Genomic DNA, 23,593 nt, shown 5'->3' with positions numbered 1-23,593 from the left:
CGAATTCGTCGCGTTATATTGAGGGTCCCACTCGGGCGGAGCGACATTTTGCTGTTGCGGTTCCGGACCGGACCGGTTCGGAATCGTCAAGCAGGCACCGCGAACTTTCGACAGGAAACGCGGCACGACTGAATGGAGAGCTCCACTTCCCCCGCTGGTTTGAATTCGATCGTCACCGCCGTGGCGACCAAACTCATGGGGGTCACCGCCCGCAATGCCGCGACTGTCAGCACCGAGGTGCTTTCCGATCTGGTGGGCTTTCTGGGGGTCGATGTCAGCTTTCTAAGGCACAACGACCACCGGACCCAGGCGACGGTGTTGGTGGCCGAGTGGCCACCGCGGCTCGATGTGCCGGACCCGGACCCGCTGCACACGATCTACTTCGCCGACGCCGACCCGGTGTTCGCGATGGCCGAGAACGCCCGAGAACCGGTCATTCTGCGACCCGAAGCCCAGAGCGGGGAATATCGCCGAACCATCGCCGAGGCGAGCGGCGCACCGGCCATCTCGATGGCATGTGTCCCGCTGGTATCCGGCGAGGTCACCACCGGGGTCCTCGGTTTCGTCAAATTCGGCGATCGGGAATGGGACGACGACGAGATCAACGCGCTGACGGTCGTGGCCACCATGTTTTCCCAGGTTCAGGCACGTATCCAGGTCGAGGACCAGTTGAGTTATCAAGCCGGGTACGACGATCTGACCGCCCTGCCTAACCGCCGTACCCTGCTGGCGCACCTCGACGAGCGACTGGCCGCCGACGACGGGCCGGTGCCGGTGTTGTCCTTCAACCTCGATCGGCTCAAAGCCATCAATGACTATCTCGGCCATGCCGCCGGAGATGAGTTCCTGCGTGACTTTGCCACCGAAACCCGGGCCGCGCTGGCGGGTCAGGGACTGATCGCCCGAGTGGGTGGCGACGACTTCGTCGTGGTGCCCGCCGCGGCGATGGACTCCGGGGAGGCACGACGACTGGCCGAGAGTCTCGGCCAGCGACTCACCGACCTGGTGCAGATCGACGGGGAGATGCTCACCCGCACCGTCAGCATCGGCGTCGCGATCGGAAATCCCGGCCGGGACTCCGGCCTGGACGTGCTGCGGCACGCCGACGAAGCGCTGCTGGCGGCGAAAACCTCGGGGGCAGAACGGATCAGCGTCTTCTCCAGCGAGATGCGCGGCCGGCGCGAGATCCACGCCGAGATGGAACTGCATCTGCAGCACGCCATCGAAGCCGACGCCCTCACCGTCGTCTACCTTCCCGAGATCGACATGGTGACCGGCAACGTGCTGGCCGTAGAAGCGTTGGTGCGTTGGCAGCACCCGACCCGCGGACTGTTGCTGCCGGACCTGTTCATCCCCGTCGCGGAATCCCTCAATCTGGCAGGGCAACTCGGGGAGTGGGTGCTCAACGCGGCATGCGCCGACATGGCCAGCTGGCGGGCGGGCGGCGTGGGGACCGGCACCATGTTGCGCGTGAATGTGTCTCCGGCACAACTGGTGGCCCACGATTTGGTGGGCACGGTGAGCCGCGTGCTGGACAGGTTCGGACTCGACGGCAGCGCAATGGGTCTCGAGATCACCGAGAGCATGTTGATCAGGGATCTGGTCAGCACCAGGACCGTGCTGAGCGGACTCACCGACATGGGCGTCGACATCGCCATCGACGATTTCGGCACCGGTTTCAGCGGGATGGGTCTGTTGCGGACTTTGCCGGTGAGCACGTTGAAGATCGACCGCGGGTTCGTCCGCGATCTGGAGCACAGCAGTGATGATCTGGCGATCGTGCGGGCCGTCATAGGCCTGGCCGACGCCCTTGATCTCAACGTCGTCGCCGAGGGCGTCGAGACGCCAGGGGCGGCCCGTTCGCTGCTCGACGAGGGATGTTTTCGCGCGCAGGGCTTCTTGTTCTGTCGCCCGATGACCGCCGCGGCCACTCGACGACTACTGACCGTGGGCTCCGTCTCAACCAATATCTAAGCGCGCGAACGAGATTCGGACGCCACCACTGGGTCGTCATCTTCCCACAGCAGCAGCTGCCGGACCGCCGGGCGCGGGCCGTACGGCCGCAGCATGGTGCTGGCCGGGCGCGGGCGCACCCGTTGTGGCCACCAGAACCATCGTCCGAGCAGCGTCGCGATCGACGGCGTCATGAACGAGCGCACGATCAGCGTGTCGAACAACAGCCCGAGTCCGATTGTGGTGCCGATCTGGCCGAGTACCTGGAAACCGCTGAACAAGAACGCGCACATGGTGATTGCGAAGACGAGACCCGCGGACGTCACCACCGAACCGGTCCCGGCCATCGCGCGGATGACCCCGGTCTTCAACCCCGCGCCGATCTCCTCGCGGAACCGGGATATCAACAACAGGTTGTAGTCAGAACCCACCGCCAGCAGCAGGATCACGGCGAGCGCCAGCACGACCCAGTACAGCTTGATGCCGAACATGTACTGCCACACCAGCACCGACAATCCGAACGACGCCCCCAACGAAAGCGCCACGGTGCCAACGATTACCAGCGCGGCGACCAGGCTTCGGGTCAACAGCATCATGATCAGCAGAATCAGGCTCAGCGCCGCGATTCCGGCGATCATCAGGTCGTATTTCGAGGCGTCCTGGATGTCGGAGTAGGTGGCCGCGGTGCCGCCGAGATAGAACTTCGATTCGGCCAAGGGGGTTCCCTTGACCGCCTCGTGCGCCGCCTTCTTGATCGGCTCGATATGCGAGATGCCTTCGGTGGTGGCCGGATCACCGTCGTGGGTGACGATCATCCGGACGGCCTTGCCGTCGGGTGAGAGGAACAACTTGAGGCCGCGTTGGAATTCGGGGTTGGTGAACACTTCCGGCGGCAGGTAGAAGGTGTCGTCGTTCTTGGCTTCGTCGAAGGCCCGTCCGAGCGCTGTGGCATTCTCGATCGCGGCGGCGGTCTGCGCGTAGATCCCGGACAGCGTCGCGTAATTCGTCATCGTCAGGTCATGGTTGGTCTGTTGACTGGCGATCTGCTCGGGTATCAGCGCCACCAACTTCGGCTGCAGCGCGTCGAGTTTGTCCAGCGTCGCCGTCAGATCCTCGAAACGCGCGCTGAGCTGGTCGATCCCGTCCAACGCGTCGAGTACCGACCTGATCGCGAAACAGACCGGAATATCGAAACAATGCTTCTCCCAATAGAAGTAGCTGCGCAGCGGCCGGAAGAAGTCGTCGAAGTTCGCTATCTTGTTCCGCAAGTCGTTGATGGTGGCGATGGTGTCGCGGAAGCTCTGCGCCTCGCTGTGCGTGGTGGCCGCGAGCTCCTGCTGCAGCGTGTACTGGCGATGCAAGAGGTCGATCGAGTTCGACAACTCACCCGCTTGGCGCAGCATGTCGTTGGCGCGATCACGTTGATACCCAAGGTTTTCGATCTGGTTTGCGCTTTGCGCACTCATCTGGAACGCCAGCGAGGTGTGGTCGAGCGGGGTCCCCAGCGGCCGGGTGATGGTCTGCACCTGGGCGATTCCGGCTGTGTGGAACACCGCCTTGGCTACCCGGTCCACGACCAGCATGTCGGCCGGATTGCGCAGGTCGCGGTCGGCTTCCATCATCAGCAGCTCGGGTTCCAGCCGGGCTCGGGAGAAGTGCCGCTCGGCGGCGGCGTACCCGACGTTGGCTGGGGCGCTGGCCGGCATATAGGGACGGGTGTCGTAGCTGGTCTTGTACCCGGGCAGGGTGAGCAGGCCGACGAAGGCCAGCGCGCACGCCACGGTGAGTACGGGGCCCGGCCAGCGGACGACGGCGGTGCCGATGCGCCGCCAGCCGCGGGTGCGCATCTTGCGTTTGGGTTCGAACATCCCGACGGCGGCACCCAGGGTCAACACAGCGGGCGCGAGGGTGAGCGCGGCCGCAAGAGCGACCAGGATGCCCAGCGCCGCTGGAATGCCCAGGCTCTGGAAATACGGCAACCGTGTGAAACTCAGACAGAACACCGCCCCGGCCACGGTCAGCCCCGAACCCAGCACAATGTGCGCGGTGCCGCGAAACATGGTGTAGTAAGCGGCTTCTCGGTCCTCGCCCACGCTGCGCGCCTCTTGATAGCGGCCGACGACGAAGATCGCGTAGTCGGTTCCGGCGGCGATCACCAACAACGTCAGCAGGTTCGTCGCATAGGTGGACAGTCCGATGATTCCAGCATTGCCGAGAACCGCGACGATGCCACGGGCGGCGGCCATTTCGATCAGTACCGTTACCAAGACGAGCAGCATGGTGAGAAACGACCGGTAGACGAACAGCAACATCAACGCGATCACACCGACGGTGATCGAGGTGACCTTGGCGGTGCCCTTACTGCCCACGTCGAACTGATCGGAGATAATCGGCGCCGCGCCGGTGACATAGGCCCTGATCCCGGCCGGCGCCGGGGTGTGTTCGACGACGTCGCGAACCGCGCCCACCGACTCGTTCGCCAACGCCGAGCCCTGGTTGCCGGCAAGGTTGAGTTGCACGTAGGCGGCCTTGCCGTCGGTACTCTGCGATCCCGCCGCCGTCAGGGTGTCGCCCCAGAAGTCCTGGACGTGCTGGACGTGCTTGCGGTCCTGCCCGATCTTGTGGATCAACGTGTCGTAGTACCGGTGCGCCTCTGCACCCAGCGGCTTGTCACCCTCGAGCACCACCATGGCCGTGCTGTCGGTGTCGAATTCTTTGAACACCTGACCGATGCGCTTGGTCGCCTGCAACGAGGCCATGTCGGGTGAACTCAACGCCACGTTGTGGGTCTTGCCGACTTCCTCCAGCTGCGGGACCGACGCATTCGTGATCGCGGCGAGCGCGATCCACAGCAGCAGGATCGGCACCGACAGCCGCCGGATGGTATGAGCCAGGCGCGGCGGTTCCCGATCGCTCATCCGGACTTGTCCAGGCAGAAGGTGTAGGCGTCCTTGGTGGTGACGGTGCGTTCGTCTTTAACCTTGCCGTCCACGGTGATCCGGCAGCCCAGGACACCGCCATCGCCCTGTGCGACAACGTTTCCCAGCACCGCGGGTTCGGTGGTGGTGATCGTCAGCGACCAAGGCAACGGTGCGTCGCGGACCTGCTGCGGCTGGGCGTGCACATCAAGGTAGTTGATGGTCGCCGTGGCTCCGGGTGCACCGAAGACCTCGAGCACCACGTTCTTGGGATTGAACGGGACGATCTGGTTCGAGATGCCGTTGTTGGCCGCCTCGTTGCGGTGGGCACCGAAGAGTCCATGCAGCCGGTAAATGGCGAACCCGGCGATCGCGACCACGAGGACGGCGACGATCGCCATCCAGCCCCGCCTGACCAGGCTCGAGAGTGAAAACACTTTCACCCGTTGACCTTTCGACTCCGGGGGGTCGCCCCGAGCAGGGCGCCCCGCGCGGCGTCCTGGTCAGCACAGTACGGTACTGGACCGTACTGCACAATAGACGCGGGCGTTCCGGTCGACGGTTTGATCGCCGGGCCTCTCATCCGGTGGGCCGGGTGAGGCCCGGGATGATGAAGTTGTCGACGAGCAATTGCACGGTGCGGCGGGTCGGCGGACTTCCGGGAACGATGCTGCGAAAGATCAGGTAGTGCGGCAACAGGTCCCATAACTCGTCGGTGATGGCGGCTTGGGTGATCTCTCCCCGGTCGACGGCCTGTTGCAGGACGTGCTGGAACACTGCTTTGCGTTGCTCCAGAAACTGCTGTTGCAACGCGTCGTTGAGGGCGGGGTGGCGCGACACCTCCACCAGCACCGCGCGGATCGTGCTGGCGAGCTGGCTGCCTTGCCGGCAGATGGTCTCGCCGAGGTGCAACAGGTCGCCGCGCAGTGTGCCGGTGTTCGGCGGCACCGCGACCTGACGGACGCCTTCGATGAACGCGGCCAACACCAACTCGGCCTTGGAGGGCCAGCGGCGGTACACCGTCGACTTGCTGGCGCGGGCGGTGTTGGCGACGGCGTCCACGGTCAACCCGTCGTAGCCGTGTTCCTGTAGCAGCTGCAACGTCACTGCCAGTAACTCGGCCTCGCGCGGCGACCACGGCGAGACGTCCGCGGACGGGTCGGCGGTCTGGGTCATAGCGCCAACCATAGAACCTATTGGCTGGCCAGCAACTCCCCCAGCACCTGCTGGTTGCGCTCTAGCCATTCGTGTTCCTCGCCGGGGGCAGGCATGATCAGCCCGGCCTCCATGATCGAGGTGGGATCGACGTCGTTGAGCCCGATCAGCAGTGAGCGTGGGTCCTGGCCGGTGATCGACACCCAAGCCGTGGAGAGTTCAGTCAGCAGCCGCGCCCTCGTCTCGCGGTCCCGGCCGGCTCGGATATTGCCGTTGATCACCGCGGCGTTGTTGGGTTTGCCGGCGGTGAAGTACATCCCGGGTTCGTATTCGACGAACAACACGTTGACGAATCCGCGGGGCGCGCCTGTCACGGCACAGTGAATTCCGGTGATCGCCTCGGCCAGCTTCGACCGGGCGTCGACGCTGAGCGATCCGGCCGGGACCAGGCACTGATAGAACGGCATCGTCCTAGTCTGCGCCATCTGCCGGCGTCGCGGGACCCTCGGCCAGCAGGTCCCGGAATCCGTCCTCGTCCAGGATCGGCACGCCGAGTTCGACGGCCTTGTCGTACTTGGATCCGGGCGCGTCGCCGGCCACCACGTAGGACGTCTTCTTCGACACCGAGCCGGCCGCTTTGCCGCCCCGGGACACGATGGCTTCCTTGGCCTCGTCGCGGGAGAAACCGGCCAGCGAACCGGTGACCACGATGGTGAGCCCGGTCAGGTTGCGCGGCACGCCCTCGTCGCGCTCATCGACCAACCGCACCCCGGCCGCGCGCCACTTTTCGACGATCTCGCGGTGCCAGTCGACGGTGAACCACTCGGTGACGGCGGCGGCGATGGTGGCTCCCACGCCCTCGACCGCGGCCAACTCCTCGGTGGATGCCGCCACAATCGCATCGAGGCTGCCGAATTCGGTGGCTAGTGCCCGGGCCGCGGTCGGCCCGACATGGCGGATCGACAACGCCACCAATACCCGCCACAACGGCTTGGCCTTGGCTTTGTCGAGGTTGGCGAGCAGCCGTTTGCCGTTGGCCGACAAGGTGCCGGCTTTGGTCCGGAACAACTCGGTGCGTAACAGGTCGTCTTCGGTGAGATCGAACAGATCACCTTCGCTGTCGATCACCTGGGCCTGCAACAACGCCACGCCGGCCTCGTAACCCAGGCCCTCGATGTCCAGCGCGTTGCGGCTGGCGACGTGGAAAACCCGCTCCCGCAGCTGCGCCGGACACCGCTTGGTGTTGGGGCAACGAATGTCGGCGTCGCCTTCCTTCGCCGGCGCCAAGGTGGTTCCGCACTCGGGACATGTTGTGGGCATGACGAATTCGCGTTCGGACCCGTCGCGCAGGTCGACCACGGGTCCCAGCACCTCGGGGATGACGTCGCCGGCCTTGCGGATCACCACGGTGTCGCCGATCAGCACGCCCTTGCGCTTGACCTCCGAGGCGTTGTGCAGCGTTGCTTGCGACACCGTGGAACCGGCCACCTTCACCGGTGTCATCCACGCGAACGGGGTGACCCGGCCGGTGCGTCCCACGTTGACCCGGATGTCGAGCAGTTCGGTCTGAGCTTCCTCGGGCGGGTACTTGTAGGCGATAGCCCAGCGCGGCGCCCGCGAGGTGGAGCCCAGCCGCCGTTGCAACGCCACCTCGTCGACCTTGACGACAACTCCGTCGATCTCGTGAGCGACTTCGTGCCGGTGCTCACCCCAGTAGTCGACGCGCTCCTGCACGCCGGCCAGGTCGTCGACCAGGGTGGTGTGCTGGGAAACCGGCAGTCCCCACGCTTTGAGCGCCATGTATGCATCGTGCTGGGTCACCGGACGAACACCTTCGGTATGCCCCAGGCCGTGGCAGATCATCCGCAGTTTGCGCCGCGCGGTGACGGCCGGGTCCTTCTGGCGCAGCGAGCCGGCAGCGCTGTTGCGCGGGTTGGCGAACGGCGACTTTCCGTCCTCGACCAGGCTGGCGTTGAGCGCCTGGAAATCGGCCACTTGGAAGAAGACCTCGCCCCGGACTTCGAGCACGTCGGGCAGCGGATACTCGTCGGCGGCAGTGAGCCGGTGCGGGATGTCGTCGATGGTGCGGGCGTTGTTCGTGACGTCCTCGCCGGTGCGGCCGTCGCCTCGGGTCGCCGCACGAGTGAGTCGGCCGTCCCGATACACCAGGGACAACGCGACGCCGTCGATCTTCAGTTCGCACAGGTAGTGCGCGGAGTCGCCGACCTCGGCGTGCACCCGGGCCGCCCAGGCGGACAGTTCGTCGCTGCTGAACGCGTTGTCCAGGCTGAGCATCCGCTCCAGGTGCTCGGCCGGCTCGAAGTCCGTCGCAAACCCCGCACCGCCGACCAGCTGGGTGGGCGAATCCGGGGTGCGCAGCTCGGGATGCTCGGCTTCGAGCGCCTCCAGCCTGCGCAGCATCACGTCGAATTCGGCATCGGTGATGATCGGCGCGTCCCGCACGTAGTAGCGGAACTGGTGTTCGCGGACCTCCTCGGCCAGGTCCTGCCATTGCCGCAGAATTTCCGGGGCGGTGTGATCGGCTGCAGGGGAGCTCACTCTGGCAGGCTAGCCGAGCGCGCCGACACCTCAGCGGCTCTGCCGCCCAGCAAAGCGACGAAAGCGCAGACCCGCCGCCCTGGGTTGCGATTACAGTTTGACGATGGCACCGCGACATTCGTTGCCTCAGCTGACGCAACAAGACGAGCTCACCGACCGCATCCTCGATGCGGCGCTGGCGGAGTTCATGGATCACGGTATCCAGCGGTCGAGTATCGACAGCGTGGCCAGACGGCTCGGTGTCGACCCGTGGGTCGTCTCGCGGAGATTCGAAAAGGATGCACTGGCCAAGGCAGTGATGCTGCGCGAGGCGAAGCGTTATCTGGACAGCGTGGGTCAGAGCATCACCGGCGGTGACCTGCGCTCGGGTGTCGAGGAGGGCTTCGTGGCCGGGGTAGCCCGCCGCCGCGAACAGCACATTCTGGACGCGTTGCTCAAGCGCGACCCGACCGCGGCGATGGGATACCTCGTGGGTCCGGAGGCGGGCCTGCTGCTGGAATACGCGACCAAGATCACGCGCGAGGCATTGCGGCGCGCACCCGATTCGTCTGAGTACACGGCGGCAAGCGTGGACGCGGTGGCGACGGCCATGATCCGGCTGGCGCACTCGTTTTCCAATGCCCCGCCCAACACCGGGATGGACGACCACTACCTGCGCGAAATCGCGCGCAATGTGCTGTTGCCGGTCCTGATGCCGGTCAAGCCGCGCTCGGGCCGTCGGTAAATCCCGGATTCGGCACCGGACGATGTCGAGACCAGGTCCTGGCGTCGTCGCTTGCCGGGTCAGATCTGGTCGGGGTCGTCGGCAAATGCTTCGGCCGCCTTGCGGGCGAGTTCGATCGCCGTGCGAGCCCATGAGGGCGTGGCGCCGGCCAGACCGCACGCCGGGGTGACCCCGACGCGGCCGCGCAGCGCCGAGCGTGCGAAGCCGAGCCGATCGGTCACCGCGACCAACGAGGTGGCCACCTCTTCGACCGACACCGGCCGCTCCGGCGCGCTGGCGGGGACCACACCGAGCAGGACAGCACGACCGGAATCCACGAACGCCGCGATGCTTTCCAAGTCCGCGGCCTGCAACGTCCCGGCGTCCACCGAGACGGCACCGATTGCGCTGCGCTGCAACAGGTTCCAGGGTATGTCGGGCGCACAGCAGTGCAACAGGACGTCCCCGCCGACGGCCTGTACGCAGCTGTCCAGCAGGGTGAGGGCCAGCGCCTCGTCGAGCGGACGGACAGGACTCAGTGCGGTGACCCCGGTGAGCCGGCCACCCAACGCGGTCGGCAGGGTCGGTTCGTCGAACTGCACCACTACCGGTGTGTCCAGCCGACGTGACAGCGTCGCGCGATGAGCGGCGACTCCCTCGGCTAGGGAAGCCGCCAGATCCCGCAGTGCGCCCGGATCGGTGATCGCGCGGTGGCCGTTACCGAGTTCCAGGCCCGCGGCCAGCGTGACCGGTCCGGGGGCCTGCACCTTGACCACCCGGCCGCCGCCGCGCAGACCGGCCGTCTCCCACGCCTCCTCCAGCGCGTCCATGTCCTCGTCGAGCAGGCTGATCGCTCTGCGCGTCACCGCTCCGGGACGGGCGACGATCCGATAGCCCCGCGGCACCGTGTCGACGGCGACGTCGACCAGTAGCGCACCGGCGCGCCCGAGCAGGTCGGCGCCTACTCCCCTGGCGGGCAACTCGACCAGATGAGCCATCGCGTCCGCCAGTTCACCTACGACGACCTCAGCGGCCTGGCGCGCCGCGGTGCCGGGCCAGGACCCGAGCCCGGTCGCCTTGACCGGCAGCGCCGCCAAAACACTCACCCGGCAACCGTATTCGACATCGCATAGCGTGCTGGTCGGCAGGGGTGTTTACGGTCGCGTCGCGCGGGTAGGTTCGACGCAGAAGGGCGGCGGATGGTCAGACGGCTGTGGTGTCCCCGGCGGGCGCAGCGGGTCGCCGTGTTAGGGCTAGCGATGTTGATGACGGCGGCGTGCACCCGGGTAATCGACGGCGAAGCGCTCCCGGCTTTCGGCGCCCTCCCGCTCGGCGTGCTCGACGCCGGCACGCTGCTGCTGGACCAGTCACGGATGCGCGCGATCACCGGCGCCGGTGAGCATCTGACCATCATTCCGTCGATGGACGGCAGGTACCCGGTGGACGTCGACAGCCTCGCGTCGACGGCGCCGCGGGAATGCCGCTTCGTGTTCGCCGAGACCGCCACGTTCGGCCCTGACGTCAAGGCGTTCCACAAGACGACCTTTCAGGACCCGCCCGACGGCCGGTTGATTTCCGAAGGCGCGGCGAGCTACCACGACACCGCAACCGCCCGAAGCGCGTTCGACGCACTGGTGGCGACGGTCAACGCGTGCGCAACCAGCTCGATGGGCTGGCTGCTGGTCAGCGACTGGGAGGCCGACGCGGACTCGCTGCGCATGCGACCGGGCAACTGCGGCCGCGACTATCGGGTGTTGTCGGTGGCGCTGCTGGAAGTCACATTCTGCGGATTCACCGAGTCCGTATCGGAGATCGTGATGACGAACATGGCCGCCAACGTGCCGCAGTGACAACACAACTCGTCACTATGCCGCACTCAGACCCCGCGGCGACTCGCTGAGAAGCTTCCGGTATCAGACAGCGGCCGCGATGGTCGCGCTGCCGAGTACCTCGTCACCCTCGGGGTCGGCGCGGTAGAGCACCAGCGTCTGACCGCGCGCCACGCCCCGCAGCGGGGAGCGCAACTGCACGGAGAGCTCGTCGCCGACCAATTCGGCTATCGCACTGGTGGTTTCGCCGTGCGCACGAACCTGGACTTCGCACTCGATCGGCCCGGACGGCGCCGCACCGGCGGTGAAGATCGGCTGCCGGCCGGTCAGGGCGTGCACGTCGAGGTCGGCCAGGTCGCCGACGTGCACGGTCGCGGTATCGGCATCGATCGCCGTCACGTAACGCGGTCGACCGTCTGGCCCGGGCCCGGGGATACCCAATCCCTTGCGCTGGCCGATGGTGAAGCCGTGGACGCCGTCGTGTTCGGCCAGTACCGCGCCGTCCTGGTCCACCACGCTGCCCGGACGAACGCCGATGTGAGCGCCCAGGAACGCCTGGGTATTCCCCGAGGGGATAAAGCAGATGTCGTGGCTGTCCGGTTTGTCGGCGACCGCCAGGCCGCGCCGGGCCGCCTCCGCGCGGATCTGCTCCTTGGCGGTGTCCCCGATCGGGAAAGCGGCGTGGCGTAACTGGGCGGCGCTCAGCACGGCCAGCACGTAGGACTGATCCTTGCCGCGGTCGACGGCGCGGCGCAGCCGTCCGTCGCAGAGCCGGGCGTAGTGGCCGGTGACCACCGTGTCGAAGCCCAGTGCCAGCGCGCGCGCCGACAGGGCGGAGAACTTGATCTGCTGATTGCAGCGCACGCACGGGTTCGGGGTTTCCCCGCGCGCATAGGACGACACGAAATCGTCGATCACGTCTGCTTTGAACTTCTCCGCGAAATCCCAGACATAGAACGGTATTCCGAGGACGTCGGCTACCCGCCGCGCATCCGCGGCGTCTTCTTTCGAGCAGCATCCTCGGGAACCGGTGCGCAGTGTGCCCGGGGCGGTCGACAGTGCCAGATGCACACCGACCACGTCGTGTCCGGCATCGACCATGCGGGCGGCGGCGACCGAGGAATCGACACCGCCGCTCATCGCGGCCAGGACCTTCACTACGAAAGCCCCGCTGCGGCAAGGGCGGCGCGTCGCGCTCGCGCCACGGCGGCGGGCAGCACCTGCAACGCCGAGTCGACGTCGGCGTCGACGCTGCTGTGCCCCAACGACAGTCGCAACGATCCGCGCGCGCTGGCGGGATCGGCACCCATCGCCAGCAGCACATGTGACGGCTGCGCGACACCGGCGGTACAAGCCGACCCGGTCGAGCACTCGATCCCGTTGGCGTCCAACAACATCAACAATGCGTCGCCTTCGCAACCGCGAAAAGTGAAGTGCGCGTTGCCCGGAAGCCGTAACGGGCCACGAGCGCCGTTGAGGTGGACATCGTCGATTTCGGTGAGCACACCGTCGACCAGGCGGTCACGCAAGCCGCGCAGCCTGGCGCTGTTGGCGTCCAACCCGTCGACGGCCAGTCGAGCGGCTGTGGCCATGCCAACGGTACCGGCGACGTACGGTGTGCCGGAACGGATATCGCGTTCCTGCCCGCCGCCGTGCAACAGCGGCACACAAGCCGCGTCGCGGCGCAGCAGCAGCGCACCGATCCCCGGCGGGCCGCCGAACTTGTGCGCGGCCACGCTCATCGCCGACAAGTTGCTCGCCGCGAAGTCCACCGGCAGCTGACCGATCGCCTGCACGCCGTCGCTGTGCATGGGAACACCGAACTCCGCGGCCACCGCGGCCAGCTCGGCGACCGGCATCACGGTGCCGACTTCGTTGTTGGCCCACATCACCGATACCAGCGCCACGTCGTCGTGGGCCGCCAGCACCTCGCGCAGGTCGGCCGCGGACACCGAGCCGTCGGACGCGGTGGGCAACCAACTCACCTCGGCACCTTCGTGCTCGACGAGCCAGTTCACCGAGTCCAGCACCGCGTGGTGTTCGACCTGGGTGGTGACGATGCGCCGCCGGGTCGGTTCGGCGTCGCGGCGGGCCCAGTAGATGCCCTTGACCGCCAGGTTGTCGCTTTCGGTGCCGCCTGCGGTGAACAACACCTCCGACGGACGCGCGCCCAGCTTGTCGGCGATCAATTCCCGGGACTCCTCGACCCGACGACGTGCCGCGCGACCCGTGGTGTGCAGGGATGCCGCGTTGCCGACGGTGCCCAGGACGGCCGTCATCGCCTCGATGGCAGCGGGGTGCATCGGGGTGGTGGCAGCGTGATCGAGGTAGACCATGACCCGCTTTACGATACCGGCACCCTCGAGCGACGATGCAGCCCGGAAACTGGGCCGACACGAATGCGCCACCGCACGGAACAGTTGTGGCCACTGTGACAGGTCACGGGCACGACGCCTGGTTCTCAGACCAGGGTTATGCGGTCAGCTCGAATGCGTGACCCGTCAAGTGCCCCGTCGACGGCTTCCCCATCCGCACGGCGGTCTGGCACCGACTGGCCAACTCCCGACGGTCCGAACCCGGCAACATCAGGGACTCGACGTGCACCTTGGCCACGGTGCGGCGCACCCGGACCACGCGGGACACCGAGCGCAGCAACGTGTCCCCGCCGACGTAGGCCGGCGCCGTCGACACGCTGCCGTCGACGTGGTGATAGGTCAGCCGCAGCGGCTGCACCGGCCGGGCGGCGTCGATCGCGGCCTGGAACATTGCCGGGTAGAAGTTCCCGTAGGCCAGACCGCACCAGGTGGTGCCCTCCGGGAACGCCACCACCGTGTGGCCGGCGCGTAACCGGCGCGCGACGGCGTCCACCACTGCGGGCAGGCGTCGCAGACTCGTCCGTTCGATCGGGATGATTCGCAGCAGGCGTGCCACCAGCCCGGTCGCCGGTCCGGTGAACATGTCGGCACGGGCGACGAACGATCCGGGCAGGACGGCGCCGACGGCGAAGATGTCCAGCCAGGACATGTGACTGCTGACCACCAGCACCCCGCGCAGATTACGAATGGGGTTGCCTGACACGATGATTCGCACCCCGAGGCTGCGCAGCGCCAACCGGCAGTAGGTGCGCTGGAGCTGGGTCCGGCCGGGCAGCGGCATTGCGAGCAGCGTTAGCCCGGGGGCCAGGAGGATCAGCAACGTGAGCCGTAGCATGACCCGCAGCAGCACTCGGGTCGACCGCAGCGCAACCGCGCCGTCTGGACCCGTACAGCTGACGTCGCACGATGTGCGCGGCAACCAGGCGTGGCCGGCCAATCCGGTCACCTGCCGGTCTCACTGCCGATCTGCGCGACGGCCGAAACCGAGCGCAGACGCTTGAGATAGCGGGTATCAGCGTCGCTCTTGCTCAACAGCACGCAGAAATCCCCGACACCGAAGTCGGGGTCGTGGGCGGGTTCCCCGCAAACCCGCGCACCAAGGCGCAGGTAACCCCGCAGCAACGGCGGGACCGACGGCCGCGCCGGTGGCGCGATGTCGTCGAGGCCTCTGCCGTCGACGCGCACCGGCCGGTAGGGCCGGACCCGCCGGCCGGCGGCGTGGCGCTGCAGCACGAAGTCGCGTATGCCGCGCAGCTGGCTACCGGGTGCGTCGCCGTCGGTTTGGACCGGCACCGACACGCAGCCGGTCACGTGGTCGTAGTCGAAGCGATCCAGGTAGGCCAGAATGCCTGCCCACATCAGCAGCACTACCGCGCCGTTGCGGTGACCGTCGCGCACCGCGGCACGGCCCATCTCGACCAGCGAAGGCCGCAGCGGGTCGAAGGCGCGAACGTCGAATTCCGTTGCGGTGTATAGTCCCCCGGCCGCGATCGCACCGGCCGGCGGCAGCATAGGGTAGCAACCCACCAGCTGCCCGGTGTCGTCGTCGCGGACCAGCAGGTGGTCGCAGTACTCGTCGAAGCGGTCGGTGTCGCGGCCATCGCCGTTCGAAGGCAGGGTGAATCCGGGTGTGCCGCTGAATACGTCGTAGCGCAGCCGCTGGGCGGCCTCGATCAGGGCGGCGTCGCTGGAGAGCAGCAGGGAGTAGTGCGGTCCAACGGACGACTGTGTCGAGGGACCACGCGGTTTGTCGCTGGGTATGAGGACAGAAGCGATGCTCATGCCCCCAACGTGGCGCAGCCGGTCAGCTAATCGGCATCAACGCCCTGACATGTCGGTGCACGCCAGGTGACCAGTTGGCCGAGCAGACGCAAAAGCCCCTCATTTCCGCAGGAAATGGGGGCTATTACGTCTGCTCGCGCAGACAAACTCAGCCTTTGCGGGCCTTGATCCCCTCGGTCAGCTGCGGAGCCACCTTGAACAGGTCGCCCACGACGCCGTAGTCGGCGATCTCGAAAATCGGCGCCTCTTCGTCCTTGTTCACCGCGACGATGGTCTTGGACGTCTGCATGCCGGCCCGGTGCTGGATGGCGCCGGAGATGCCCAGGGCGATGTACAGCTGCGGCGAGACCGTCTTGCCGGTCTGGCCCACCTGGAACTGGCCCGGGTAGTAGCCGGAGTCGACCGCGGCGCGCGAAGCACCCACGGCAGCACCCAGCGAGTCGGCCAGCTCCTCGACGACCTTGAAGTTCTCTTCGCTGCCGACACCGCGGCCACCGGACACCACCACGCTGGCCTCGGTGAGTTCGGGCCGGTCGCCGGCCACCGCGGGCTCGCGTGAGGTGATCTTGGTGGCGTTCTCGGCGGGTTCGGGCACGTCGACGTTCACCACTTCACCGGCGCCGTCGGACGGCTCGGCGTCGATGGAACCGGCGCGCACCGAGATCACCGGAGTGTCACCGTTGGCCTGCGACTTGACGGTGTAGGCGCCACCGAAGATCGAGTGCACCCCCTTGCCACCCTCCTGCACGCCCACCACGTCGACCAGCAGACCCGACCCGATCCGCGCCGCGAGCCGTCCGGCGATCTCCTTGCCATCGGCATTGCTGGACACCAGCACCGCGGCCGGCGCCGAGGACTCGGCCAGCGCAGCCAGCACGTCGACATAGGGGGTGATCAGGTAGTTGTCGACCACATCGGACTCGGCAACGTAGATCTTGGCCGCACCGGCGGACTTCAGTCCCTCGATGAGCGGCTCGGCCGTGCCGGGCGCACCGATGACGACGGCGGCCGGCTCGCCCAATGCACGTGCGGCGGTGATCAATTCGGAGGTGACCTTCTTCAGCGCACCCTCGGCTTGCTCGACAAGCACCAATACTTCAGCCATGAGTTATTTCGCTCTCTCGTCTCTTCGAAGTGCTCAGATGATCTTCTGACCGACCAGGTACTTGACGATCTCGTTGCCGCCCTCGCCCTCGTCGGTGACCTTCTCGCCGGCGGTTTTCGGCGGCTTCGGGGTCGAGGACAGCACGGTCGACCCGGCGTTCTCCAGGCCTACCTCGTCACCCTCGACGCCGATCTCGCCCAGCGTCAGCACGGTGACTTCCTTCTTCTTGGCGGCCATGATGCCTTTGAAGGACGGGAAGCGGGGTTCGTTGATCTTCTCGTTGACGCTCACCACTGCCGGCAGTGTGGCCTCGAGGGCGAACACGCCGTCGTCGGTCTCGCGCTCGGCGGTCACCTTGCCGTCCTCGACGGACAGCTTGCGCACGTGGGTGAGCTGCGGCAGACCCAGGTACTCGGCGATGACGGCGGGCACCGCACCACCGGTGCCGTCGGTGGCTTCGTTGCCGGCGATCACCAGCTCGGTGCCTTCGATGGTGCCCAGCGCACGGGCCAGCGCCCACGCGGTCTGCACGACGCAGGATCCCTTGAGGCCGTCGTCCTTGAGGTGGACGGCCTTGTCGGCGCCCATGGACAACGCCTTGCGGATCGCTTCGGTGGCGCGTTCGGGACCGGCGGTCAGCACGGTCACCGTTCCTTCGCCGCCCTCGCGCTCGCGGATCTGCAGGGCTTCTTCCACGGCACGCTCGTTGATCTCGTCCAGGACCGCGTCGGCGGCCTCGCGGTCCAGCGTGTAATCGCTGTCGGACAGCTTGCGCTCCGACCAGGTGTCTGGGACCTGCTTGATCAGGACCACGATGTTCGTCATGAGTGTGGTTTGTCCTCCTAGAAGGAGTCCGCAGCGGTCGACTGCAGGACTTTGCGTTATTGCGACCGCACAGGCATGTTACTCGGCGGTAACTTTTTGCGGTCTGCTCAAACACCATAGCGGGTAGTGCTGGGCATTCTTTCGCCTGGATCCGGTACATGGTTCGCGAATCGGCTGCTAGGCATTAGCCTGCCTTAGCAATGAGCGCATTCGTCCCCGGCGGACCCCCGCAGACGCACGCCGACGACCCGGCGGCGCTGGACGCCGTGTTGACCCTGACCGGCGAGCGAACCATCCCCGACCTGGACATTGAGAACTATTGGTTCCGTCGCCACGAGGTGGTCTACGAGCGGCTGGCACCGCGTTGCGCCGGCCGCGACGTCCTGGAAGCGGGATGTGGCGAAGGTTACGGTGCGGATTTGATCGCACGTGTCGCCCGGCGGGTGGTGGCGGTGGATTACGACGAGGCCGCGGTGGCCCACGTCCGCACTCGCTACCCCCGGGTCGAGGTGCTGCAGGCCAACCTGACCGAGTTGCCGCTACCCGACGATTCGGTTGATGTCGTGGTCAATTTTCAGGTCATCGAGCATCTGTGGGACCAGGGCCAGTTCGTGCGCGAGTGCGCGCGGGTGCTGCAGCCATCCGGACTGCTGATGATGTCGACGCCGAACCGGATCACCTTCTCCCCCGGCCGCGACACCCCGGTCAACCCTTTCCACACCCGCGAACTCAACGCCGACGAGCTCACCGAGTTGCTCATGGACGGCGGGTTCGAAGAGGTGGCTCTGCTGGGCCTGTTTCATGGCCCGCGGCTGCTCGAGATGGATGCACGTCACGGCGGATCCATCATCGACGCGCAGATCGAGCGGGCGGTGGCCGACGCCCCCTGGTCCCCCGAGCTGGTGGCCGACGTCGCCGCCGTAGCGACAACTGACTTCGAGCTCGTCGACCGACAGCAACGCGACATCGACGCAAGCCTGGACCTGATCGCAATCGCGGTGCGCCCTTGACGGGGCCGCAGCACCGGGTGCCGGGCATGTTCACCCTGGTGCTGCACACCCACCTGCCGTGGTTGGCGCACCACGGGCGTTGGCCGGTCGGCGAGGAGTGGCTCTACCAGTCGTGGTCGGCGGCCTACCTGCCGCTGTTCCGGGTGCTGCGCGCACTGGCCGACGAGGACCGTCGCGGCCTGATCACGCTCGGTATGACGCCGGTGGTCAACGCACAGCTCGACGACCCGTACTGCCTGGACGGGATGTACCACTGGCTGGCCAACTGGCAGCTGCGCGCGGCCGAGGCCGCCAGCGTGCGGACCATCCCGGCGTCTAAGTCGGCCAACTACCAGTCGTGCACGCCAGAAGCGTTGCGCGCCTTCGGTATTCGCGAGTCAGCGGAGGCCGACCAGGCTCTGGAGGATTTTGCGTCACTGTGGCGGCACGGGGGCAGCCCGCTGCTGCGCGGCCTGATCGATGCCGGCACGGTGGAGCTGCTCGGCGGTCCGCTGGCCCACCCGTTCCAGCCGCTGCTGGCGCCACGACTGCGCGAGTTCGCGCTGCGCGAAGGCCTGGCCGACGCGCGACTGCGACTGCAGCACAACCCGACCGGGATCTGGGCGCCCGAATGCGCCTACGCCCCGGGCATGGAAGACGACTATGCGGCCGCCGGGGTCAGTCATTTCATGGTCGACGGGCCGTCGCTGCACGGCGACACCGCGCTGGGCCGTCCGGTCGGGCACAGCGACGTGGTGGCTTTCGGCCGGGATCTGCAGGTCAGCTACCGGGTCTGGTCGCCCAAGTCCGGCTACCCGGGCCACGCCGCGTACCGCGATTTCCACACCTACGACCACCTCACCGGCCTCAAACCGGCCCGGGTCACCGGCCGTCACGTCGGCTCGCAGGACAAGGCGCCCTACGACCCGGAGCGCGCCGACCGCGCCGTGGACGGCCACGTCGCCGACTTCGTCGACGTGGTGCGCAACCGGTTGCAGACCGAGTCGCAGCGCATCGGCCGGCCCGCCCACGTCATCGCCGCCTTCGACACCGAGTTGTTCGGTCACTGGTGGTACGAGGGCCCGACCTGGTTGGCGCGGGTGCTGCGCGCGTTGCCGGACGCCGGTGTGCGGGTGGGCACGCTGCGCGACGCCATCAACGATGGATTCGTCGGCGGGCCGGTCGAATTACCGCCCAGCTCTTGGGGTTCCGGCAAAGACTGGCAGGTGTGGAACGGCGAGCAGGTGGCCGATCTGGTCCAGCTCAACGCCGAGGTCGTCGACACCGCCCTGACCACGGTGGACAAGGCGCTGGCGCAGACAGCGTCGCTGGACGGGCCGATCCCTCGCGATCAGGTAGCAGACCAGATCCTGCGGGAGACGCTGCTGACCGTGTCCAGCGACTGGCCGTTCATGGTCAGCAAGGACTCCGCCGCCGACTACGCCCGCTACCGCGCCCACCTGCATGCCCACGCCACCCGGGAGATCGCCGGGGCGCTGGCGTCGGGACGTCGGGACGCCGCGCAGCGCCTGGCCGACGGCTGGAACCTCGCCGACGGCCTCTTCGGCGCGCTGGACGCCCGCAGGCTGCCGCGATGAGCTCCCACCGGCCGCGCGAGCGGCCCCATATGTACGGCGACACGCCGCTTCAGGTGTCATTTTCCGGACGCTCGCGCCGGGACGGACGCTTCGCATGAAGATCCTGATGATCTCGTGGGAGTACCCGCCGGTGGTGATCGGCGGCCTGGGCCGGCACGTCCATCACCTGTCGACGACGCTGGCCGCCGCGGGCCACGAGGTCGTCGTCTTGTCCCGCCGACCCACCGGCACCGATCCCAGCACCCACCCGTCCTCGGACGAGATCAGCGAGGGTGTGCGGGTGATCGCCGCCGCACACGACCCACACGAGTTCAGCTTCAGCACCGACATGATGGCCTGGACGCTGGCGATGGGCCACGCCATGGTCCGCGCCGGGCTGTCGCTGAAGCGATACGGCACCGACCGCCCCTGGCGTCCCGACGTGGTGCACGCGCACGACTGGCTGGTGGCGCACCCGGCCATCGCACTCGCCCAATTCTATGACGTGCCAGTCGTTTCCACGATGCATGCGACCGAAGCGGGTCGGCACTCCGGCTGGGTCAGCGGATCCATCAGCCGCCAGGTGCATGCCGTGGAGTCCTGGCTGGTGCGCGAATCCGATTCGCTCATCACCTGTTCGGCGTCGATGAGTGAGGAGATCACCGAACTGTTCGGGCCCGGGCTGGCTGAGATCTCGGTCATCCCCAACGGGATCGACGCGGCGCGTTGGCCGTTCGCCGCGCGGCGCCCGCGCACCGGTCCGGCCGAACTGCTCTACGTCGGACGCCTGGAATACGAAAAGGGTGTGCACGACGCCATTGCCGCGCTGCCCCGGATCAGACGTACCCACCCCGGTACCACGCTGACCATCGCCGGGGACGGCACCCAGCAGGACTGGCTGGTCGAGCAGACTCGAAAGTACAAGGTGCGCAAGCCCGTCCACTTCGCCGGGCACTGCGAGCACACCGAGCTGATGGAGCTGTTACATCGCGCCGACGCGGCGGTGCTGCCCAGCCACTACGAACCGTTCGGGCTGGCTGCGCTGGAGGCGGCGGCGGCCGGCACCCCGTTGGTGACGTCGAATATCGGCGGGTTGGGTGAAGCGGTGATCGACGGTGTCACGGGGGTGTCGTGTCCGCCCCGCGACGTTGCCGGACTGGCCACGGCGGTGCGCACCGTGCTCGACGATCCCGCCGCCGCGCAACGACGTGCCCGCGCCGCGCGCGAACGCCTCACTTCCGACTTCGATTGGCAGACCGTGGCCACCCGGACCGCCCAGGTCTACATGGCTGCCAAGCGTGCCGAACGACAACCGCAGCCCCGGTTACCCATCGTCGAGCACGCTCTGCCGGATCGGTAGCGCTGGCCGACCGCCGAGATTCAAAATCTGCCGGCCTGCCAGGATCCAGTCTCGGTGCCGGCTATCCCGCTTCTTTCGCCCGCAAGCCGATGGCTTCAGAGCAGTAGTCCCACAACCGTTCTCGCGCGCCGTCCGGATAGCGGGTCGCCAGCAGATAGTGCTGCGGCCGGGACCGCCGGTCATGCCAGAAGCGTCCGGTCGGCGGTGCCGGCCGGGTCGCTGCCAGCCACACGGCCGTATCGGCGCCCTGCTGCGGTGACCTCAGCAGCGGGCCGGTGACCCGTCGGAAACCCGGTAGCGCCTCGGCCACTCCGGGAGTGTCGGCCCAGCCGGGATGCATTGCGTAGACACGGATTCCGGCCCACCGCCGAGCCAGGATGGGAGTGAGCGCGACCTGCATCCGCTTGGTCCGGGCATATGCGATCGCACCGCGGTATCTGCCGTGCAGGTATTCGGGGTCATCGGCGGCCAGCGGCTGGGTGTACATCCCGCCCGAGGACATCAGGATCACCCGCGGGTCACCGGACGCAGCAAGCGCCGGACCCAGGCACTCGGTGAGCAGCACCGGGCCCAGCACATGGGTTGCCAGGGTGAGCTCGTGCCCATCGGAGGTTTCGGTGCGCGTCGCGGGCAGCACCCCGGCATTGTGGATCAGCACATCCAGCGCAGAGCCGCGCTCAACCAGTTTGGCGGCAAAGGCGTGCACCGCCGTCAGGTCGGACACGTCGCACACCTCGACCGCGATGTCGGCCCCGGGATGGTCCTCGAGGATTTCGGCGCGGGCCCGCTCACCGCGTTCTCGGTCGCGCACGGTCAGCAAGACGGTGGCGCCCAGCGCCGCCAGACCCGACGAGATTGCCTTGCCGATACCGCGATTCGCTCCGGTCACCAACGCGGTCCGCCCCCGCAGCGCCTGCGGCTGAGGGTCGTCCGCCCAATGCAGGTTGCGCAGGCGGTACCCGACATTGGTGTATCCCGGGACGACCGTCCGGTCCATGGCGGTGTCCAACATGCCCCGCACACCACCGAGAACGTCCATGCAGTTCTGTTCCCGCAAACGGCTTCCTCATACCGGCAAACTCCCGGGTAGCTTCGTGAGATGGGCCTCACTTATTCGAGTGTGATCAACGTGCCGCGCGACGAGGTGTTCGCCTGGCACACCCGACCCGGTGCGTTCACCCGACTTTCGCCGCCCTGGTCGCCGATGCGGCTGATCGCCGAGGCCGACTCGGTCGAGGACGGGCGCGCCATCCTCGGCCTGCCCGGCGGGCTGCGGTGGATCGCCCAGCACCGGGGTGATTCCTACGATCCGCCAAGACGTTTCGTCGATGAGTTGACCAGCGACGGCCCCGCCTCGTTGCCGCCGCGGATCATCGGGCGGTGGCGGCACACCCATGACTTCGAAGAGGTCGACGCGTCCGCGACCCGGGTTGTCGACACGGTGGACACCCCGGTCCCGGCCTCGCTGTTGCGTTCGATGTTCGTCTACCGGCACCGCCAGTTGGCCGACGACCTCGCCGCCCACGCGCGGGCGGCCGAGCAGAATCTGGGCTCGGTGACTGTGGCCGTCACCGGCGCGTCCGGGTTGGTCGGCACCGCGTTGGCGGCGTTGCTCAGCACCGGTGGCCATCGCGTCATTCGGCTGGTCCGCGGCAGTGCACAAGGTCCCGGCGAGCGACGGTGGGACCCCGAAGAACCCGATGCGGACCTGTTGACCGGGGTGGACGCCGTCATCCACCTGGCCGGCGCTTCGATCGCCGGAAGGTTCTCCGCGAAGCACCGAAAAGCCGTCTACGACAGCAGGATCGGGCCGACACGCCGGTTGGCGGAGCTGATGGCGCGCACCACCGACGGTCCGAAGGTGCTGATTTCGGCCTCGGCGATCGGCTATTACGGCTACGACCGCGGTGACGAGTTCCTCACCGAGGACAGTGAGCGCGGCGACGGGTTCCTGGCCGATGTGGTCGCCGACTGGGAGAACGCCACAAAGTCCGCCGAGCAGGACGGCGCGCGGGTGGTGCTCGTCCGCACCGGCATCGTGCAATCACCGCGCGGCGGCACGTTGCGATTGATGCGACCGTTGTTCAGCGCCGGACTGGGCGGCCGGCTCGGGAACGGTCGGCAATGGCTGTCCTGGATCGGTATCGACGATCTGGTCGACATCTACCACCGCTCGCTCTGGGACACGGGTCTGTCCGGCGCGGTGAACGCTGTTGCGCCACAACCGGTTCAAAACGAGGAATACACCCGCACCCTTGCCGAGGTGTTGCACCGGCCCGCACTGTTACCGGTGCCGCCGCTAGGTCCCCGGGTACTGCTCGGCGCCCAGGGGGCCCGCGAACTCGCGCTGGCCAGCCAACGGGTGACCCCCACCCGCCTACTTCAGGCCGGTCACGCATTTCGTCAGCCCGGCCTCGATGCCGCGTTGCGGCATCTGCTGGGACGTTCTTGAGCCGAAGGCCA

The 23,593-nt window shown here is 67.3% G+C and carries 20 protein-coding genes; 7 read left to right on the top strand and 13 right to left on the bottom strand.

The window, feature by feature from the left end:
• Positions 1-132: 132 nt before the first annotated feature.
• Complete coding sequence (locus AC5Y47_RS03415) at positions 133-1,974, top strand: putative bifunctional diguanylate cyclase/phosphodiesterase (RefSeq protein ID WP_499941987.1); 1,842 nt, start codon at positions 133-135, stop codon at positions 1,972-1,974.
• Here AC5Y47_RS03415 and AC5Y47_RS03410 read toward each other — a convergent pair.
• The 5 genes from AC5Y47_RS03410 to ligA all read right to left on the bottom strand — a co-directional run bounded on the left by AC5Y47_RS03410 (position 1,971) and on the right by ligA (position 8,585).
• Entirely contained in the window at positions 1,971-4,871 is a 2,901-nt protein-coding gene (locus AC5Y47_RS03410) for an MMPL/RND family transporter (protein WP_499941985.1), read from the bottom strand. The genes AC5Y47_RS03415 and AC5Y47_RS03410 overlap by 4 nt on opposite strands.
• Positions 4,868-5,272, bottom strand: a complete 405-nt coding sequence (locus AC5Y47_RS03405) for an MmpS family transport accessory protein (RefSeq protein ID WP_499942351.1) — start codon at positions 5,270-5,272, stop codon at positions 4,868-4,870. Before AC5Y47_RS03405 ends, AC5Y47_RS03410 begins: the two co-directional genes overlap by 4 nt.
• Before the next feature lie 178 nt (positions 5,273-5,450).
• On the bottom strand, positions 5,451-6,059 hold the full coding sequence (locus AC5Y47_RS03400; RefSeq protein ID WP_499941984.1) for a TetR/AcrR family transcriptional regulator: 609 nt from the start codon (positions 6,057-6,059) through the stop codon (positions 5,451-5,453).
• A gap of 5 nt (positions 6,060-6,064) precedes the next feature.
• Positions 6,065-6,493, bottom strand: coding sequence for a tautomerase family protein (locus AC5Y47_RS03395; protein ID WP_499941982.1), 429 nt, complete (start codon positions 6,491-6,493; stop codon positions 6,065-6,067).
• A gap of 4 nt (positions 6,494-6,497) precedes the next feature.
• A complete protein-coding gene (gene ligA, locus AC5Y47_RS03390; protein ID WP_499941981.1) occupies positions 6,498-8,585 on the bottom strand; it encodes an NAD-dependent DNA ligase LigA in 2,088 nt (695 codons plus the stop codon).
• A gap of 103 nt (positions 8,586-8,688) precedes the next feature.
• On the opposite strand from ligA, the gene AC5Y47_RS03385 reads away from it, so the two are divergent.
• Positions 8,689-9,309: a TetR/AcrR family transcriptional regulator gene (locus tag AC5Y47_RS03385; protein WP_499941979.1), complete on the top strand. Its 621-nt coding sequence runs from the start codon at positions 8,689-8,691 to the stop codon at positions 9,307-9,309.
• 59 nt (positions 9,310-9,368) lie between these two features.
• Here AC5Y47_RS03385 and AC5Y47_RS03380 read toward each other — a convergent pair whose 3' ends face one another.
• On the bottom strand, positions 9,369-10,376 hold the full coding sequence (locus tag AC5Y47_RS03380) for a uroporphyrinogen decarboxylase/cobalamine-independent methonine synthase family protein (protein WP_499942349.1): 1,008 nt from the start codon (positions 10,374-10,376) through the stop codon (positions 9,369-9,371).
• Positions 10,377-10,547: 171 nt separating this feature from the next.
• On the opposite strand from AC5Y47_RS03380, the gene AC5Y47_RS03375 reads away from it, so the two are divergent.
• Complete coding sequence (locus AC5Y47_RS03375) at positions 10,548-11,138, top strand: sensor domain-containing protein (protein WP_499942347.1); 591 nt, start codon at positions 10,548-10,550, stop codon at positions 11,136-11,138.
• Between the two features lie 63 nt (positions 11,139-11,201).
• Here AC5Y47_RS03375 and mnmA read toward each other — a convergent pair whose 3' ends face one another.
• From mnmA to AC5Y47_RS03345, 6 genes are all read right to left on the bottom strand, one after another.
• Positions 11,202-12,275 (bottom strand): tRNA 2-thiouridine(34) synthase MnmA, encoded by a 1,074-nt coding sequence (gene mnmA, locus AC5Y47_RS03370; RefSeq protein ID WP_499941978.1) that lies wholly within the window; start codon positions 12,273-12,275, stop codon positions 11,202-11,204.
• On the bottom strand, positions 12,275-13,453 hold the full coding sequence (locus AC5Y47_RS03365) for a cysteine desulfurase family protein (RefSeq protein ID WP_499941976.1): 1,179 nt from the start codon (positions 13,451-13,453) through the stop codon (positions 12,275-12,277). The genes mnmA and AC5Y47_RS03365 overlap by 1 nt, the downstream gene beginning before the upstream one ends.
• A gap of 136 nt (positions 13,454-13,589) precedes the next feature.
• Complete coding sequence (locus AC5Y47_RS03360) at positions 13,590-14,438, bottom strand: lysophospholipid acyltransferase family protein (protein WP_499941974.1); 849 nt, start codon at positions 14,436-14,438, stop codon at positions 13,590-13,592.
• Positions 14,435-15,274: a GNAT family N-acetyltransferase gene (locus AC5Y47_RS03355; RefSeq protein WP_499941973.1), complete on the bottom strand. Its 840-nt coding sequence runs from the start codon at positions 15,272-15,274 to the stop codon at positions 14,435-14,437. The genes AC5Y47_RS03360 and AC5Y47_RS03355 overlap by 4 nt, the downstream gene beginning before the upstream one ends.
• A 148-nt stretch (positions 15,275-15,422) precedes the next feature.
• Entirely contained in the window at positions 15,423-16,379 is a 957-nt protein-coding gene (locus tag AC5Y47_RS03350; protein ID WP_499941971.1) for an electron transfer flavoprotein subunit alpha/FixB family protein, read from the bottom strand.
• Between the two features lie 33 nt (positions 16,380-16,412).
• Positions 16,413-17,204 (bottom strand): electron transfer flavoprotein subunit beta/FixA family protein, encoded by a 792-nt coding sequence (locus AC5Y47_RS03345; RefSeq protein ID WP_499941970.1) that lies wholly within the window; start codon positions 17,202-17,204, stop codon positions 16,413-16,415.
• A gap of 200 nt (positions 17,205-17,404) precedes the next feature.
• Between AC5Y47_RS03345 and AC5Y47_RS03340 the strand changes: the two genes are divergently transcribed.
• From AC5Y47_RS03340 to AC5Y47_RS03330, 3 genes are all read left to right on the top strand, one after another.
• The gene (locus AC5Y47_RS03340) at positions 17,405-18,214 is read left to right on the top strand and encodes a class I SAM-dependent methyltransferase (RefSeq protein WP_499941968.1); all 810 of its coding nucleotides are present in this window, start codon (positions 17,405-17,407) and stop codon (positions 18,212-18,214) included.
• A gap of 26 nt (positions 18,215-18,240) precedes the next feature.
• Positions 18,241-19,791, top strand: a complete 1,551-nt coding sequence (locus AC5Y47_RS03335) for a 1,4-alpha-glucan branching protein domain-containing protein (RefSeq protein WP_499942346.1) — start codon at positions 18,241-18,243, stop codon at positions 19,789-19,791.
• A gap of 94 nt (positions 19,792-19,885) precedes the next feature.
• A complete protein-coding gene (locus tag AC5Y47_RS03330) occupies positions 19,886-21,130 on the top strand; it encodes a glycosyltransferase family 4 protein (protein WP_499941966.1) in 1,245 nt (414 codons plus the stop codon).
• 61 nt (positions 21,131-21,191) lie between these two features.
• Here AC5Y47_RS03330 and AC5Y47_RS03325 read toward each other — a convergent pair whose 3' ends face one another.
• Positions 21,192-22,169: an SDR family NAD(P)-dependent oxidoreductase gene (locus tag AC5Y47_RS03325; RefSeq protein ID WP_499942344.1), complete on the bottom strand. Its 978-nt coding sequence runs from the start codon at positions 22,167-22,169 to the stop codon at positions 21,192-21,194.
• A 60-nt stretch (positions 22,170-22,229) separates the two neighbouring features.
• On the opposite strand from AC5Y47_RS03325, the gene AC5Y47_RS03320 reads away from it, so the two are divergent.
• Positions 22,230-23,582 carry a TIGR01777 family oxidoreductase gene (locus tag AC5Y47_RS03320; protein ID WP_499941964.1) on the top strand — a complete coding sequence of 451 codons (1,353 nt, stop codon included), beginning with the start codon at positions 22,230-22,232 and terminating at the stop codon, positions 23,580-23,582.
• Positions 23,583-23,593 lie beyond the last annotated feature (11 nt).

The sequence above is a fragment of the Mycobacterium sp. NGS22 genome (assembly GCF_059813095.1).
The sequence above is the reverse complement of the archived record's forward strand: the minus strand, read 5'-3'. Positions and strand labels throughout refer to the sequence as shown.